Source organism: Streptomyces sp. NPDC007346, from assembly GCF_040703535.1.
GTDB lineage: Bacteria > Actinomycetota > Actinomycetes > Streptomycetales > Streptomycetaceae > Streptomyces.
The window spans coordinates 24,806-39,641 of sequence record NZ_JBEYKR010000064.1; the positions used below are offsets into that span (position 1 = coordinate 24,806).

At 72.3% G+C, this 14,836-nt stretch carries 11 protein-coding genes; 5 read left to right on the top strand and 6 right to left on the bottom strand.

Going from position 1 to position 14,836, the window contains the following annotated elements; all coding sequences use genetic code 11:
• Nucleotides 1-184: 184 nt before the first annotated feature.
• Together AB0917_RS18405 and AB0917_RS18410 are read left to right on the top strand one after the other, a co-directional pair.
• The gene (locus tag AB0917_RS18405; protein ID WP_366820611.1) at nucleotides 185-2,548 is read left to right on the top strand and encodes a glycosyl hydrolase family 18 protein; all 2,364 of its coding nucleotides are present in this window, start codon (nucleotides 185-187) and stop codon (nucleotides 2,546-2,548) included.
• 138 nt (nucleotides 2,549-2,686) lie between these two features.
• Entirely contained in the window at nucleotides 2,687-3,433 is a 747-nt protein-coding gene (locus AB0917_RS18410; RefSeq protein ID WP_366820612.1) for an NAD(P)H-binding protein, read from the top strand.
• A gap of 58 nt (nucleotides 3,434-3,491) precedes the next feature.
• Here AB0917_RS18410 and AB0917_RS18415 read toward each other — a convergent pair whose 3' ends face one another.
• Nucleotides 3,492-4,694, bottom strand: a complete 1,203-nt coding sequence (locus AB0917_RS18415) for an ROK family transcriptional regulator (protein WP_366820613.1) — start codon at nucleotides 4,692-4,694, stop codon at nucleotides 3,492-3,494.
• Between the two features lie 170 nt (nucleotides 4,695-4,864).
• Here AB0917_RS18415 and AB0917_RS18420 point away from each other — a divergent pair, with 170 nt between their 5' ends.
• Nucleotides 4,865-6,091: an MFS transporter gene (locus AB0917_RS18420; protein ID WP_366820614.1), complete on the top strand. Its 1,227-nt coding sequence runs from the start codon at nucleotides 4,865-4,867 to the stop codon at nucleotides 6,089-6,091.
• A 266-nt stretch (nucleotides 6,092-6,357) separates the two neighbouring features.
• Entirely contained in the window at nucleotides 6,358-7,767 is a 1,410-nt protein-coding gene (locus AB0917_RS18425) for a solute carrier family 23 protein (RefSeq protein WP_366820615.1), read from the top strand.
• Nucleotides 7,768-7,886: 119 nt separating this feature from the next.
• Here the strand turns inward: AB0917_RS18425 and AB0917_RS18430 are convergent, their stop codons facing one another.
• The gene (locus tag AB0917_RS18430) at nucleotides 7,887-9,104 is read right to left on the bottom strand and encodes a glycoside hydrolase family 6 protein (RefSeq protein WP_366820616.1); all 1,218 of its coding nucleotides are present in this window, start codon (nucleotides 9,102-9,104) and stop codon (nucleotides 7,887-7,889) included.
• Nucleotides 9,105-9,200: 96 nt separating this feature from the next.
• Between AB0917_RS18430 and AB0917_RS18435 the strand changes: the two genes are divergently transcribed.
• Complete coding sequence (locus AB0917_RS18435; RefSeq protein ID WP_366820617.1) at nucleotides 9,201-9,872, top strand: DUF5995 family protein; 672 nt, start codon at nucleotides 9,201-9,203, stop codon at nucleotides 9,870-9,872.
• Nucleotides 9,873-9,899: 27 nt separating this feature from the next.
• Here AB0917_RS18435 and AB0917_RS18440 read toward each other — a convergent pair whose 3' ends face one another.
• The 4 genes from AB0917_RS18440 to AB0917_RS18455 all read right to left on the bottom strand — a co-directional run bounded on the left by AB0917_RS18440 (nucleotide 9,900) and on the right by AB0917_RS18455 (nucleotide 14,718).
• Nucleotides 9,900-11,594: an NAD(P)/FAD-dependent oxidoreductase gene (locus tag AB0917_RS18440; RefSeq protein WP_366820618.1), complete on the bottom strand. Its 1,695-nt coding sequence runs from the start codon at nucleotides 11,592-11,594 to the stop codon at nucleotides 9,900-9,902.
• Nucleotides 11,595-11,649: 55 nt separating this feature from the next.
• Nucleotides 11,650-12,447: a carbon-nitrogen hydrolase family protein gene (locus tag AB0917_RS18445; RefSeq protein ID WP_366820619.1), complete on the bottom strand. Its 798-nt coding sequence runs from the start codon at nucleotides 12,445-12,447 to the stop codon at nucleotides 11,650-11,652.
• Nucleotides 12,448-12,652: 205 nt separating this feature from the next.
• The gene (locus AB0917_RS18450; protein ID WP_366820620.1) at nucleotides 12,653-13,111 is read right to left on the bottom strand and encodes an Lrp/AsnC family transcriptional regulator; all 459 of its coding nucleotides are present in this window, start codon (nucleotides 13,109-13,111) and stop codon (nucleotides 12,653-12,655) included.
• Between the two features lie 149 nt (nucleotides 13,112-13,260).
• On the bottom strand, nucleotides 13,261-14,718 hold the full coding sequence (locus AB0917_RS18455; protein ID WP_366820621.1) for an aldehyde dehydrogenase family protein: 1,458 nt from the start codon (nucleotides 14,716-14,718) through the stop codon (nucleotides 13,261-13,263).
• Between the last annotated feature and the right edge of the window lie 118 nt (nucleotides 14,719-14,836).

Genomic DNA, 14,836 nt, shown 5'->3' on the forward strand with positions numbered 1-14,836 from the left:
AACGTAGTCATCGAGAAAGTTGAGCGGTAAAGGTCCAGACCTATTGACGCAGTGGTCTAGTCCTCTTAATCTCTGCGTCACCTCGGAGGTTCGGTCCCACGGTGTGCGCACACCGGGACCCCGACACGACCCAACCCCCTTTTGCCAGTTGTGTTCTGACGACCTCCCCAGGAGGAACGACCCCATGCCGTCCCCCACCAGAGCGAGAACCACGCTGCTCGCCGCCGGCGCCGCTGTCGCCGGCCTGTTGATGACCTCCCTCGCCGCCTCCCCGTCGGCGGCCGCCACCGACCACGAGTCCTGTCGCCCCGACGGGCTGTACAAGACCCCCGGGGCCGACACCCCGTACTGCACCGTCTACGACGCTGACGGACGCGAGAAGATGGGCGACGACCACCAGCGCCGCGTCATCGGGTACTTCACCAACTGGCGTACCGGCAAGGACGGCAAGGACGCCTACCTGGTCCCCAACATCCCCTGGGACAAGGTCACGCACCTCAACTACGCCTTCGCGCACGTCGACAGCACCAACAAGCTCTCGGTCGGCCCCGACAGCGCCGACAACGCCTCCACCGGAATGACCTGGCCCGGTGTCGCAGGCGCCGAGATGGACCCGGCGCTCCCCTACAAGGGGCACTTCAACCTGCTGACCAAGTACAAGAAGCAGTACCCGGACGTGAAGACCCTGGTCTCCGTGGGCGGCTGGGCCGAGACCGGCGGCTACTTCGGCCCGGACGGCGAGCGCGTCAACTCCGGCGGCTTCTACTCGATGGCGACCAACGCCGACGGCTCGGTCAACCAGGCGGGCATCAACACCTTCTCCGACTCGGCCGTCGACTTCATCCGCAAGTACGGCTTCAACGGCGTCGACATCGACTACGAGTACGCGACGTCCATGAAGGACGCGGGCAACCCCATGGACCACACGTTGGCCAATGGGCGCCGCGCCGGTCTGGTCAAGGGCTACGACGTCCTGATGAAGACCCTGCGCGAGAAGCTCGACCACGCGGGCGCCGCCGACGGCAAGCACTACCTGCTGACCGTCGCCGCCCCCTCCTCCGGCTACCTGCTGCGGGGCATGGAGACGTACCAGATGCAGAAGTACCTGGACTACGTCAACATCATGTCCTACGACCTGCACGGCGCCTGGAACGAGTACGTCGGCCCGAACGCCACCCTGTTCGACGACGGCAAGGACGCCGAACTGGCCCAGGCGGGCGTGTACTCCACCTCGCAGTACGGCGGGGTCGGCTACCTCAACACCGACTGGGCCTACCACTACTTCCGCGGCTCCATGCCGGCCGGCCGCATCAACATCGGCCTGCCCTACTACACCCGCGGCTTCAAGAACGTCCAGGGCGGAACCGACGGCCTGTGGGGCAAGGCCGCCACGACCGACTGCCCGGCGGGCGCCGGTCTGACCAAGTGCGGTGACGGCGCGGTCGGCATCGACAACCTGTGGCACGACAAGGACGACAACGGCAAGGAATCGCCGGCCGGTTCCAACCCGATGTGGCACGCGAAGAACCTGGAGAAGGGCATCGTCGGTGACTACCTCACCGACTACGGCTTCCCCGCGGACACCCAGCTGACCGGCACCTACGTCCGCAAGTACGACTCGACGCTGGTCGCCCCGTGGCTGTGGAACGCCCAGAAGAAGGTCTTCCTCTCCACCGAGGACGAGCAGTCCGTGCAGGCCAAGGCCGACTACGTGGTCGACAACGGCATCGGCGGCACGATGATCTGGGAGCTGGCGGGCGACTACCAGTGGAACGAGGCGAAGGGCCAGTACGAGACCGGCTCCACGCTGACCAGCGCGATGTACGACGCGTTCAAGTCGGCGGCCCCCTACGGCGCCAAGCGCTCCACGATCGACCTGCCCACCGAGGCCGTGAACATCGACGTCTCCTTCGGCCAGTTCGCCCTCGGTGACTCCAACTACCCGATCAGCCCCAAGCTGAAGATCACCAACCGGACCCAGGCCACGCTGCCCGGCGGCACGGAGTTCCAGTTCGACTACTCCACCTCCGCCCCGGCCAACGCCAAGGACCAGTCCGGCTTCGGTACGTCGATCATCCGCAGCGACCACACCGCGGCCGGCAACGTCGGCGGGCTCAAGGGCCCCTACAACCGGGTCTCCCTGAAGCTCCCGGCCTGGCAGACGCTGGAGCCCGGCGCCTCGGTGGAGCTGGACTTCGTCTACTATCTGCCGACCTCCACCCCGTCCAACTGGACCGTGACCTTCGACGGGAAGTCCTACTCCCTCGCCGGTGACCTGGCCCGCTCCACCACCCTGGTCGAGCCCGGCACCGGTACCGGCCCGACGCCGACCCCGGACCCGACCGGCCCCACCCCCACCCCCACCCCGGACCCGACGCAGCCGGGCGGCGACTGCTCGGCCCCGGCGTGGAACGCGGCCACCGAGTACGGCAACGGCTCCACCGTCAGCCAGGACGGACACGAGTGGAAGGCCTCGTGGTGGACGAAGGGCGAGAAGCCCGGCACCACCGGCGAGTGGGGCGTCTGGAAGGACCTCGGCGCCTGCTAGCGGCCGTACGGGGGTGAGCGGACCGCCCCCGCTCACCCCCGTACCGTGACATCCCCGCACCGAGAAGCCCCGGCGTCCTGCGCCGGGGCTTCCCGCGCTCCCGCCGCGACCTGATCCCGCCTCTGTCAGGCTGGCCCCATGACGACGATTCTGGTCACCGGCGCCACCGGAACACTCGGCCGCCAGGTCGCCGAACGGCTGCGCACCGAAGGAGCCGACGTCCGCGGCCTCAGCCGCCGCTCCCCCACGTACGCCGTCGATCTACGCGACGGCAAGGGGCTGGACACGGCGGTCGACGGGGTGGACGCGATCGTGCACTGCGCCACCTCTCCGCGCGGCGGGGACGACCGTGCCGCGGGGTATCTCATCGACGCCGCGAAGCGGGCCGGGGTGCCCCATCTGGTCCACATCTCGATCGTGGGCGTGGACCGGGTGCCGCTCGGCTACTACAGGGTCAAGCGCCGGGTCGAGCGGATGATCGAGGGCTCCGGGATCGGGGCGAGCATCCAGCGGGCCACCCAGTTCCACGACCTGGTGCTGGGCATCGTCTCCGGCGCGGCACGGCTCCCCGTGCTGCCGGTGCCCGCCGGGGTGTCGGTCCAGCCCGTCGACAGCGGCGAGGTCGCCGGCCGGCTGGCCGCCCTGGCGCTCGGAGCACCGGCGGGCCGGGTGCCGGACCTGGGCGGGCCCGAGGTCCGGGAGCTGGCCGACCTGGCCGGGGCCTACCTCCGTGCGACGGGGCGCAGGCGTCGGGTGGTGCCGGTGCGGCTGGCGGGGAAGGCGTACGCGGGATACCGGAGCGGCGGCCACCTGTGCCCGGACCACGCGGTGGGGACCGTCACGTTCGAGGAGTTCCTGGCCGGACGCCACCGCCGTACGGGCTGAGCGGCCACGTCCCACGGGCCGGACGGCCGCGGCCCGGCCCGTACGGCGGCGCGGAGGCTCAGCCCCCCGGCGCGAACAGCGCGTCCTGCGCCGCCTCCCGGGCGGCGATCAGCGCCCCGCGCAGCACCGCCCCGTCCCCCAGCGAGCCCGCCCGGACCTCGGTGCGCAGCGGTGACATCAGGGCGAGGCGCTCCTCGACCCGGGCGGCGAGCCGGGGCCCGCCGGCCTCGCCGACCGCGCCCGCCAGGAGGACGCAGCCGGGGTCCAGGACCGAGACGACCGCCGCGGCCCCGAGGGCGAGGCGGTCGGCCAGTTCGTCCAGGAACGGCTCCCCCCGCTCCCCCGCCGCCAGCGCGGTGCGTACGGCGGCCACGGCGGTCGCCCCGTCCCGGCCGCCGGCCACCCCTTGTGCCGTGCCCCGGGGAGGCTCGACGGCGTGCCGGGCGGCCAGTTCGCACAGGGCCGCCGAGCCGGCCAGGGAGAAGAAGCCGCCCTCGCAGTCGACGGCCGAGGGCAGTCCGGCCACCCCGGGCACCGGCAGGAAGCCGATCTCCCCCGCGCCGCCGGAGGCGCCCTGCCGCAGCCTGCCGTCCAGCATCACGGCGGCCCCGATGCCCTGGCCCAGCCAGATCAGGACGAACGTCTCGCGGTCGCCGGCGGCACCCTCCCGGTGTTCCGCGACGGCGGCGAGGTTGGTCTCGTTCTCGACGAGCACGGTCGCCGGCAGCCGCTGCTGGATCACCCGGACCAGGCCCCGGTGCCAGGCGGGCAGTCCGGTGCTGTCGCGCAGTTCGCCGGTGGCCGGGTCGATCAGGCCCGGGGCCCCGATGCCGACGCTGTGCAGGGGTACGGACCCGGCCTCGCGGGCGGTGCGCTCCAGCAGGGCGAAGGACTGCTCGACGGCGGCCGCGGTCCCGGTGTCGCCCGCGACGGGCAGGGTGGCCTCGGCGAGCGTGGTCCCCAGCAGATCGGCGACCACCACGGAGACGCTGCCGGTGCGCACGTCCAGGGCGGCGAGGTGGGCCCGGTCGGCGACGATCCCGTACAGCTTGGCGTTGGGGCCCCTGCGGACGGCGCCGGACTCGCCGACGACATGGATCAGGCCGGCGCCCCGGAGCCGCTCGACCAGGTCGGCGACGGTCGGGCGGGAGAGCCCGGTCAGGGTCTTGAGCTGCGTGGCCGTCAACGGGCCGTCCTGCTGGAGCAGTCGCAGGGCGAGCCGGTCGTTGATGGCCCGAGCCGTGCTCGGTGATGCGGGCATACCGGGATCCTTCCAGACCACTGCGGAGCCTCCTTCCCGGGGCGGCGGTGTGCGCTGCCGGAAAGAACTATTTATCAGGCAGGGTTCCTGATAGTTTACGCGGCGCAGTGAGGAGCGGGAGCGCCGGGAGGGCCTCGTGCACCGGAATCCTCAGGGGAGGGCACTACCGCATGACGAAGGAACCGACCGCCCTGGTCCACGGCGCGGAGCAGGTGAGGCGGGCCAGGATCGCCGTCGCCGCCGTCTTCACGGTGCACGGGGCGGTGACCGGCAGCTTCGCGACCCGGATTCCGTGGATCCAGGACCACGCCGGGGTGAGCGCGGGCCAGCTCGGTCTCGCCCTGGCCTTCCCGGCGATCGGCGCCTCGATCGCCATGCCGCTGGCGGGCCGGATCAGCCACCGCTTCGGTGCCCGGACCGCCCTGCGCGGGCTGCTGGCGCTGTGGACGCTCGCGTTGATCCTGCCCGCCATGGCGCCGAGCCTGCTGACGCTGTGCGCCGCGCTGTTCGTCTACGGGGCCACGGCCGGGATGTCCGACGTGGCGATGAACGCCCTGGGCGTGGAGGTGGAGAACCGTCTCGACAAGTCGATCATGTCGGGGCTGCACGGGATGTGGAGCGTGGGCGCGCTGATCGGCTCGGCGGTGGGCACGGTCGCCGCCCACGCCGGCACCGACGCCCGCCTCCACCACACGCTCGCCGCGCTGGTACTGACGGCGCTGGGGCTGCTCGCCTGCCGGGGCGTGCTGGATCTGCGCAGCGAACCGGACGAGGAGCCGCCGCCGCGCTTCACCCTGCCGCCGAAGTCGGCGCTGATCATCGGGGCCATCGGGTTCTGCGCGGTGTTCGCGGAGGGCGCCAGCCTGGACTGGTCGGCGGTCTACCTGCGGGACATCCTGGGCAGCTCGGACGGGGTCGCGGCCGCCTCCACCACGGCCTTCGCCCTGACGATGGCGGTGGCGCGGCTCGCCGGGGACCGGATCGTGGACCGGTTCGGCGCGGTGCGGACCGTACGGGTGGGAGGGGCGCTGGCCACCGTGGGCGGGCTGCTCGTGGTGTTCTCGCCCTCTCCGGCGGCGGCGTTGTGCGGCTTCGGGCTGCTGGGGCTCGGGGTGGCCGTCGTGGTGCCGCTGGCCTTCGCCGCGGCCGGGCGCAGCGGGCCGAACCCGAGCCAGGCCATCGCGGGCGTCGCCACCATCACGTACACCTCGGGTCTGATCGCCCCCTCCGCGATCGGCGCGCTGGCGGAGACGACCTCGCTGGTCGTGTCCTTCGGCGTGGTGACCGCGCTGGCGTTCGGCCTGGTGCTGGGCGCCGGGGTGCTGCGGGCCGGTGACCGGAAGGTCACGGGGTCGGCGGTGGGCGGCACGGCGGCGAAGAGCCCGTCCGGGAGCTGAGCCCGCTCGGTCCGGCGGCGTGCGGTGTACAGCGGCGTGCGGCGGTGGGCCGGGCGGGGGCATGCGGTGAACGACGGTGGGCCGGGAGGCGCGCGGTGTACGGCGGCGCGCGGCGTCACGTGGGCGGCCCGGCTCCCGGCAGCGGACCTCGGCGCGGTCGCCGTCCACCGCACCACTACCATGGCGCTGATCTTTTCCGCAGGTGAACACCGAACACCGGGTCGCAGACCGGCCGGCACACCGAGCAGACCTTCAGGGAGCAACCAATGAGCCTCGGCGTGCGCTGGACCTTGCACGGCGACGGGAAGACCCCCGCGCCCGGGGCGGTGGTCCGCCCCGACGAGCGGCTCTCCTGGCCCCGTACCTTCGGGCTCGGCGCGCAGCACGTGGTCGCGATGTTCGGGGCGTCGTTCGTCGCCCCGGTGCTGATGGGGCTCGACCCGAACCTCGCGATCATGATGTCCGGCGTCGCGACCGTGATCTTCCTGCTGGCCACCAAGGGCCGGGTGCCCAGCTATCTGGGCTGCTCGCTCTCCTTCGTCGGGGTCGCGGCCACCATCCGGGCGAGCGGCGGTGACAGCGCCACCGTCACGGGTGCGGTGCTGGTGGTCGGCGCGGCGCTGTTCCTGGTGGGTCTGGCGGTGCAGCGGTTCGGCGCGCGGATCATCCACGCGGCGATGCCGCCGGTGGTGACCGGCGCGGTCGTGATGCTGATCGGGTTCAACCTGGCGCCGGTGACCGCGTCGACGTACTGGCCGCAGGACCAGTGGACCGCGCTGCTGGTGATGCTCTTCACCGGCCTGGCCGTGGTGTGCCTGCGCGGCTTCCTCTCGCGGATCGCCATCTTCCTCGGGCTGGTCTTCGGCTACCTGCTCTCCTGGGCGCTGGACCTGGTGTTCGGCAAGATCCACTCCCCGGCGGGCGGCGCGGAGGCCGTCGACCACTGGCGGCTGGACCTGTCGGGCGTGGGCGCGGCGGACTGGATCGGCCTGCCCTCCTTCCACGCGCCGGCCTTCGAGTGGTCCGCGATCCTGGTCGCCCTGCCCGTGGTGATCGCGCTGGTCGCGGAGAACGCGGGCCATGTGAAGGCCGTGGGCGAGATGACCGGCGACTCGCTGGACGACAAGCTCGGCACCGCCATCGCGGCGGACGGCGCGGCGTCGATGCTCTCCACCGCCGTGGGCGGCCCGCCCAACACCACGTACTCCGAGAACATCGGCGTGATGGCCGCGACCCGGGTCTACTCGACGGCGGCCTACTGGGCGGCGGCCTGCTTCGCCCTGCTCTTCGGCCTCTGCCCCAAGTTCGGCGCGGTCGTCGCGGCGATCCCGGGCGGGGTGCTCGGCGGGATCACCGTGATCCTGTACGGGATGATCGGCCTGCTCGGTGCGCAGATCTGGCTCAACGGCCGGGTGGACCTGCGCAATCCGCTCAACCTGGTGCCGGCCGCCGCGGGCATCATCATCGGCGTCGGCGGGGTCAGCCTGAAGATCACCGACAACTTCGAGCTGGGCGGTATCGCGCTCGGCACCCTCGTCGTGATCACCGGCTACCACGTGCTGCGCGCCTTCGCCCCTGCCCACCTCAAGACCCAGGAACCGCTGCTGGACTCCGGCACGTCGGCGTACGACGAGGGGGCGAAGGACGGCGAGAAGCCGGGGCCCGGGAAGGCCTGAGCCGGGGCGCGGCGTCCTGATCCCGGGCCCGGGAAGGCCTGAAGCCGGGCCCGGGATCAGCGGATCCTCAGCGGGTTCCTCATCGGGTCCCCATCAAGTCCCCAGCAGGCCTGCCGGGCTCAGCCGGTGGCCAGTCCGTAGGCGTACTCCGGGGCGAAGGCGCCCGGCGCGCCCGAGCAGCCGTCGGACTCCCCCGGCAGCTTCACCCACAGATACGCGTCGATCCGGTCCTCGCCGGTCCGCGTCGTCGGGGTCCGCCCCAGCGCCCGGCCCGCCGGGTCGCACCACTGGCCGGCGGCGGGCGCGCCGTTGCCGTTGCGGCTGGTGTCGATGACCGCGCCGAGGCCGGCCGGGCCGCCGAGTGCGGCCAGCACCTGGCGGGCGTAGGTCCGCTCGTCGGCGGTGCGGTGGAAGTTGGCCACGTTGGTGAAGATGCCGTCGCCGCTGGTCGCCGCCCCGGCCGCCCGGAGCGCGGCCGCCTGCTTCGCGGGGGCGTGCCAGCCGGAGTGGCCGCCGTCGAAGTAGACCCGGGCCTCGGGGTTGGCGGCGCGCAGGGTGGATCCGGCGCGGGCCAGCGAGGCGAAGCGGGCAGCGCGCCCGGAGGCGGTGAGGCAGTCGGAGAGGGCGATGGCGTCCGGCTCCAGGATCACGATCGCCGGGCCCGCGCCGAGGCCCTGGACGAACTCCCGTATCCAGGCGTCGTACGCCGCGAAGTCCGGCGCCCCGCCCTGCGAGGCCCCGCCGCAGTCCCGGTCGGGTATGGCGTACGGGACGAGCACCGGGGTCCGCCCGACGGCTGCCGCGCCCCGGGTGACGGCACGGACCTCCCCGGCGATCTCCCCCGGGTTGTACCGCGCGAACCAGACGGCCGCCGGCTGCGCCGCGATCCTGGACTCGATCACCGGGCGGCGCGGGTCGTCGGGGTTGGCCCGCACCCACTCGAGGACATGGGACCGCGGGTGGCGGAAGAGGCCGCTCGCGGGTGCCGGGGCGGGGGCCGCCGAAGAGGGCTTCGCGGGGGCGGCGCTCGTGCGGGAGGCACGGGGCGACGGGGACGTCGACGGTGACGGTGGGGCCGTCGTGGGGGTGGTGGAGGGCGAAGCGGTGGGCCGTACGGGGGCGGTGGGCGTCGGGACGGCGGGCAGCGGCTGGAGGACCGGCGGGGGCGACGGCTCCGGGAGGGCCGTGGTCCGCCGCCCGTCCTGCCCCGCCTCGATCAGACCGGCCGCGGCACCGATCGCCACGACGGCCGAGGCGACGGCCAGCAGGCCGTGCCGGCGGGCGGCACGACGGCGTTCCCGTCGGGTGATGCGGCGTTGCGCGCGTATGCCCGGCACTCCTCGAACCCCTTTTCCGGCGCCGCCGTTCGTCCGTTCCGATGAACCTTGAGCCGGGCGGTGCCGTGGTGAGCCTACGACTGGGACGCTCCGCTCATGACGCAGATCGAACAGTTCGCAGAACCGGCGGTGCTCCCCGCGCTCGTCGCGGACACCCTGACCCAGCGGATGCGTGCGCTGCGCCACCGGTGGCCGCCCGGGGACGGGGTCGGGGTCTTCCACGACGTACGGCCGGCGGAGACGGGATACGGGGAGGCCACCACCGGCACCCTCCGGGCACGGCTCGCCGAGCGCTATCTGTCGGCCCTCGACGCGGCCGAGGCGGGCGGGCGTCCGCCGGAGTGCTGGCGTCCGCTGTTCCAGTACCGGCACCACCCCGGCGTACGCCCGGTGCAGTTCGCCCTCGGCGGTCTCCACGCGCACATCGCGCACGACCTTTCCCTGGCCGTGGTGGACACCTGCCATACGCTCGACTGCGCTCCGCCGGAGCTGGAGGGGGAGTTCGAGCGGGTGGGTGACCTCCTCGCGTCGCTGGAGGAGCGGATCCACGACGATCTGATGCCGGGCCCCGACCTTCTCCGGATCGCGGACCCGCTGAACCATCTGGTGAGTTCCTGGAGCCTGGAGCGGGCCCGCGAGGCCGCCTGGTCGTCGGCCCGGGTGCTCTGGCGGCTGCGCGGACTCCCTTCGTCGGCCGAGGAGTTCCGGCGGCAGACCGACGCGGGCGCCGGGCTGGTGGTGCGCTTCCTGCTCACCCCGTGCCGCTGACGCCCGCGTACGTGTCCTGCCGGTGGTTCAGTCCTCCGGCAGCTCCACCGGCGCGATCTCGTCGAAGAGGTCACCGGGGCCGGGGTTGGTCGGGTCACTCGCCCCGCCGAACTGGTGCATGACGCCCCACACCGCGTTGAGCGCGGTCTGCACGGCGCCCTCGGCCCAGCCGGCCGTCCAGGAGATGTCGTCGCCCGCGAGGAACAGGCCCCGCTTGTCGGCGGGCAGCCGGTCCTGCATGAAGTGGGTGAACAGCCGCCGCTGGTAGCGGTAGTGGCCGGGCAGGTTCGCCTTGAACGCGCCCATGAAGTAGGGCTCGTTCTCCCAGGAGACGGTGACCGGGTTGCCGATGACGTGGCTGCGAATGTCGACGTTCGGGTAGATCTCCCCGAGCGACTTGAGCATGACCTCCATGCGCTCCTTCGGGGAGAGCGGCAGCCACTTCAGGCTGTCGTCGCACCACGTGTAGGAGAGGCAGATGACGGCGGGCCTGTCCGGGCCGTCGTCCAGGAGGTACGTCCCCCGGGTCATCCGGTCGGTGAGCGTCATCGACATCGTGTCGCGGCCCGTGAGCTCGTCCTTGTCCAGCCAGAACGGCCGGTCGACCGGGACGAACAGCTTGGACGACTCCATGTAGTGGGTGCGCTCCATCGCCGTCCAGTGGTCGATCGGGAAGAGCGCGTCGTCGCAGTCGATCTTGGAGAGCAGCAGCCAGGACTGGCCGGTGAAGACGGCGGCCCGGAAGGTGCGGATGTCGCCGGTGGCGTCGGTGACCGTGATGCGGTTGCCCGCCGTACGGGTCAGCCGGGTCACGGCGCCGCGCGGCTCGCCGCCGTGCAGGGAGGCCAGCGAGGTGCCCAGCGGCCAGTGGACGATCTTCCGCGGCTCGCGGTCCCACAGGCGCAGCGGGAGCTGCTGGCTGCCGCCGACGATGCCGCGGTGGTGGTCGTCGGCCTCGGTGTAGACGACCCGCAGGATCTCCAGGATGGAGTTGGGGAAGTCGGTGTCCCAGCCGCCGGTGCCGAAGCCGACCTGGCCGAAGATCTCGCGGTGCCGGAAGGACTTGAAGGCGTCGGAGTCGCAGAGGAAACCGTAGAAGGTCTGGTTGTCGAGCCGCTCGACGAGCTCGGCCCAGATCTCCCGGATGCGCGGTACGTCGCGCTCGCGCAGCGCCCGGTTCATGTCGGAGAAGTCGGCGCCCTCCTCCAGGCAGGCGTTCCAGGCGTCGGCGACATCGCGGTAGACCTGCGGCAGGTCGTCGATGGTCTCGGCGTAGTGCGACTCGCCCTTGAGGTCGACGACGGTCGAGGGCGTGGCCGGGGAGAGCGGGTTGGGGAAGGCCCGGGTCTCCAGCCCCACCAGGTCGATGTAGTGCTGGAGCGCCGTGGAGGACGGCGGGAAGCGCATCGCGCCCATCTCGGCGGTGAGCGAGGGCTCGCAGCCGTCGAAGCCCACGGTTCGCAGCCGACCGCCGATCCGGTCCGCCTCGTAGACGACGGGCCTGAGCCCCATCTTCATCAGCTCGTACGCCGCGATGATGCCGGAGAGCCCGCCGCCGATGACGGCGACCTCCTGGCCGTGCTCGGTCGCCGGTATCTGGCCGAGGCCGGCCGGGTGGGCGAGGAAGTCGTCGTACGCGTACGGGAAGTCCGGCCCGAACATGGTGATCGGCGGGGCGGCGGCGTCGGTGTGCTGGACGGCGTTGGGCACCGTGGACGTCATGGGGTACGGACTCCTTGCGCGATGACGGGAGAGAGGAAGCGGCCGGGGGGCGGGCTCAGCCGAGGGAGCCGTACAGACCGGGGCGGCGGTCGTGCAGGTAGGGGTTGGCGGTGCGTGAGGCGGCCAGGAACTCCGGGTCCACCTCGCCGACGACGAGTTCCTCGCCACGGCCGGCGCGGGTGCGCACGGTGCCGTCGGGACCGGCCAGGCAGCTCAGCCCGACGAACTCGAACTCGCCTTCCGGGCCGGTGCGGTTGACGTACGCCACGTACATCTGGCTCTCGAAGGCGCGTACGGGGATGACGGACTCGGCGACGAACTGGAACGGGTGCATCTGCGCGGTGGGCACCAGCAGCAGGTCGGTGCCGGCCAGCGCGTGCGCCCGGACGTTCTCCGGGAACTCGACGTCGTAGCAGATCAGCAGGCCGACGCGGATGCCGTCCAGGTCGGCCTGGACCACGGTCCGCTCGCCGGGCGTGAACCACTCCCGCTCGAAGCAGCCGAAGAGGTGGGTCTTGCGGTAGTTGGCCAGCGGGGTGCCGTCGGCGCCGATGAGCTGGGAGGCGTTGAAGATCCGCTCGCCGTCGCGCTCCGGGTAGCCGTACAGGACGGCGAGGCCGTGGCGTACGGCCGTCTCGGCGACGGCCCGTGCGCCGGGTCCGTCGACGGGCTCGGCCAGCTCGGGGACGGCGTCGCCGATGGCGTACCCGGTCAGGAACAGCTCGGGGGTGACCAGCAGCCGGGCGCCCGCCTCGGCGGCGCGCGCGGCGGCCTCGTCCAGCGCCTTCAGGTTCTCGGCGACGGCACCCGGCCGTCCGGAACTCTGGAGCAGGGCGGTGCGCAACGGCGGCATGGCTGACCTCGGGCGGTGCGGCGGGGTGGGGAGACGTATCGAAGGTACGTGTCGCCTCGTGCCTGGGACAAGGCGCGGATGTTGCGCGGGGACCGTCGATTCGTTGCGTGCGCAGGCCCGGGAACGGCGAAACGTTGCGTGGAGCATCGCCGCAGGTCAGCAGGGTGATGTGCGCCACTGCGCCGGAGGTCGTCCGGGGCCGGGGTCAGGCGGGCGGCGCCTCCGCCGAGTACCGGCGCAGCAGCGGTGAGAGCACCAGTACGGACTTCGTCCGCTCGACGTATGGCTCCCCCGCGATCCGCTCCAGGACCTGTTCGAAGTGGCGCATGTCGGCGGCGAAGACCTGGACCACGGCGTCGGCGTCGCCCGTGACGGTGGAGGCCGAGGCGATCTCCGGGTAGCGGGCGAGGCCCTGCTTGATCGCTTCCGGGGAGGTGTTGCGGCTGCAGTAGATCTCGATGAACCCCTCGGTCTCCCAGCCGAGCGCGGCCGGGTCGACGCGCACGGTGAAGCCGGTGATCGCGCCCTCGGCGCGGAGCCGGTCGACGCGGCGTTTCACCGCGGGGGCGGAGAGGCCGACGATCGCGCCGATGTCGGCGTAGGAGCGCCGGGCGTCTTCGGCGAGGGCGTGGACGATGCGTTCGTCGAGGTCGTTCAGGCGCACGTCGGGCGGTTCACTTCTCTGCGGTGGGTCTGCCGGCGGGAGGCGGCGGGTGCCGCCTCCCGCAGTAGACCATGAGCCGCCGTCGCGGGCGTGCCCGGCGCAGGGGGTCCAGCCGGTCGCGGGGCCGCGCCCGGCCGGTCGGGCGTGGGTCAGAAGGGGAACTGCGAGCGGCCGTGCTGGACGGAGATCCACTTCTGCGTGGTGAAGGCCTCCACCATCGACTCGCCGTTCAGCCGGCCGAGGCCCGAGCTCTTCTCGCCGCCGAAGGGGACGATCGGCTCGTCGTGGACGGTGCCGTCGTTGATGTGGATCATTCCGGTGTGGATGCGCTGCCCGACCCGCACCCCGCGCTCGATGTTGCCGGTGTGGACGGCGCCGCTGAGCCCGTACGGGGTGTCGTTGGCGATGCGGACGGCCTCGTCCTCGCCGTCGAAGGGGACGAGCAGGGCGACCGGACCGAAGATCTCCTGCCGGAGGACGGGCGAGTCGGCGGGGAGACCGGTCAGCACGGAGGGGCTGACCACGTTGCCGTCGGCGCGGCCGTGGAGCAGGGCGGTGGCGCCGGAGGCGACGGTCTCGTCGACGAGCCGGGAGATGGACTCGGCCTGCGAGGAGTTGATCAGCGGGCCGATCTGGGTGGCCGGGTCGGCCGGGTCCCCGACGGTGAGCGAGGCGACCTTGGCGACGAACTTCTCGGTGAACTCCTTCTCGATCGCCCGGTCGACCAGGATCCGGTTGGCGGCCATGCAGACCTGCCCCTGGTGGACGTAGCGGCTGAAGACCGCGGCGTCGACCGCGTAGTCCACATCGGCGTCGTCCAGCACGATCAGGGCGCTGTTGCCGCCGAGTTCGAGGACGGCGCGCTTGAGGTTGGCGGCGCAGACGGTCGCCACGTGCCGGCCGACCTTGTCCGAGCCGGTGAAGGAGATGACCTGCGGTACGGGGTGCTCCAGCAGGGTGTCGCCGATCTCGGCGATGTCGGTGACGACGACGTTGAGCAGTCCGGCGGGCAGCCCGGCGTCCTCGAAGACCTTGGCCAGCAGGGTGCCGCCGCAGACCGGGGTGTTCTGGTGCGGCTTGAGGACGACCGCGTTGCCGAGGGCGAGGGCGGGGGCGACGGACTTGAGGGAGAGCAGGAAGGGGAAGTTGAAGGGGCTGATGACGCCGACGACCCCGACGGGCACCCGGTAGACGCGGTTCTCCTTGCCCTCGGTGGGCGAGGGGAGGATCTGCCCGGTCGGGCGCAGGGCGAGCTGGATGGCCTCGCGCAGGAACTCCTTGACCAGGTGCAGTTCGAAGGCGGCCTTCAGGTGGGTGCCGCCGAGCTCGGCGACGATGGCCTCGGCGATCTGCGGCTCGCGCTCCTCGACGATGCGCAGCGCGTTCTCCAGGACCGTGCGCCGGGCGTACGGGTTGGTGTCGGCCCACGCCTGCTGGGCGCGCTCGGCGGCGCGGTAGGCCTGGTCGACCTCTTCGGCGGTGGCGACGGGGATCGAGGCGAGCTTCTCGCCGTCGAAGGGGTTGAAGTCGATGATGTCCCAGGACCCCTTCCCCGGCCGCCACTCGCCGTCGATGTACTGATGGGCCAGGTCAGTGAAGAAGGACATGAGATCCCTTACCGCAGAGAGGGAGGCAGCTGATTGCGCTTCATCTCGCCGAAGGTCGGCGCGGCGTGCTCGGGGTGTTGCGGGCGGCGCATGAACAGCGCGCACAGGGTCGGCGCCA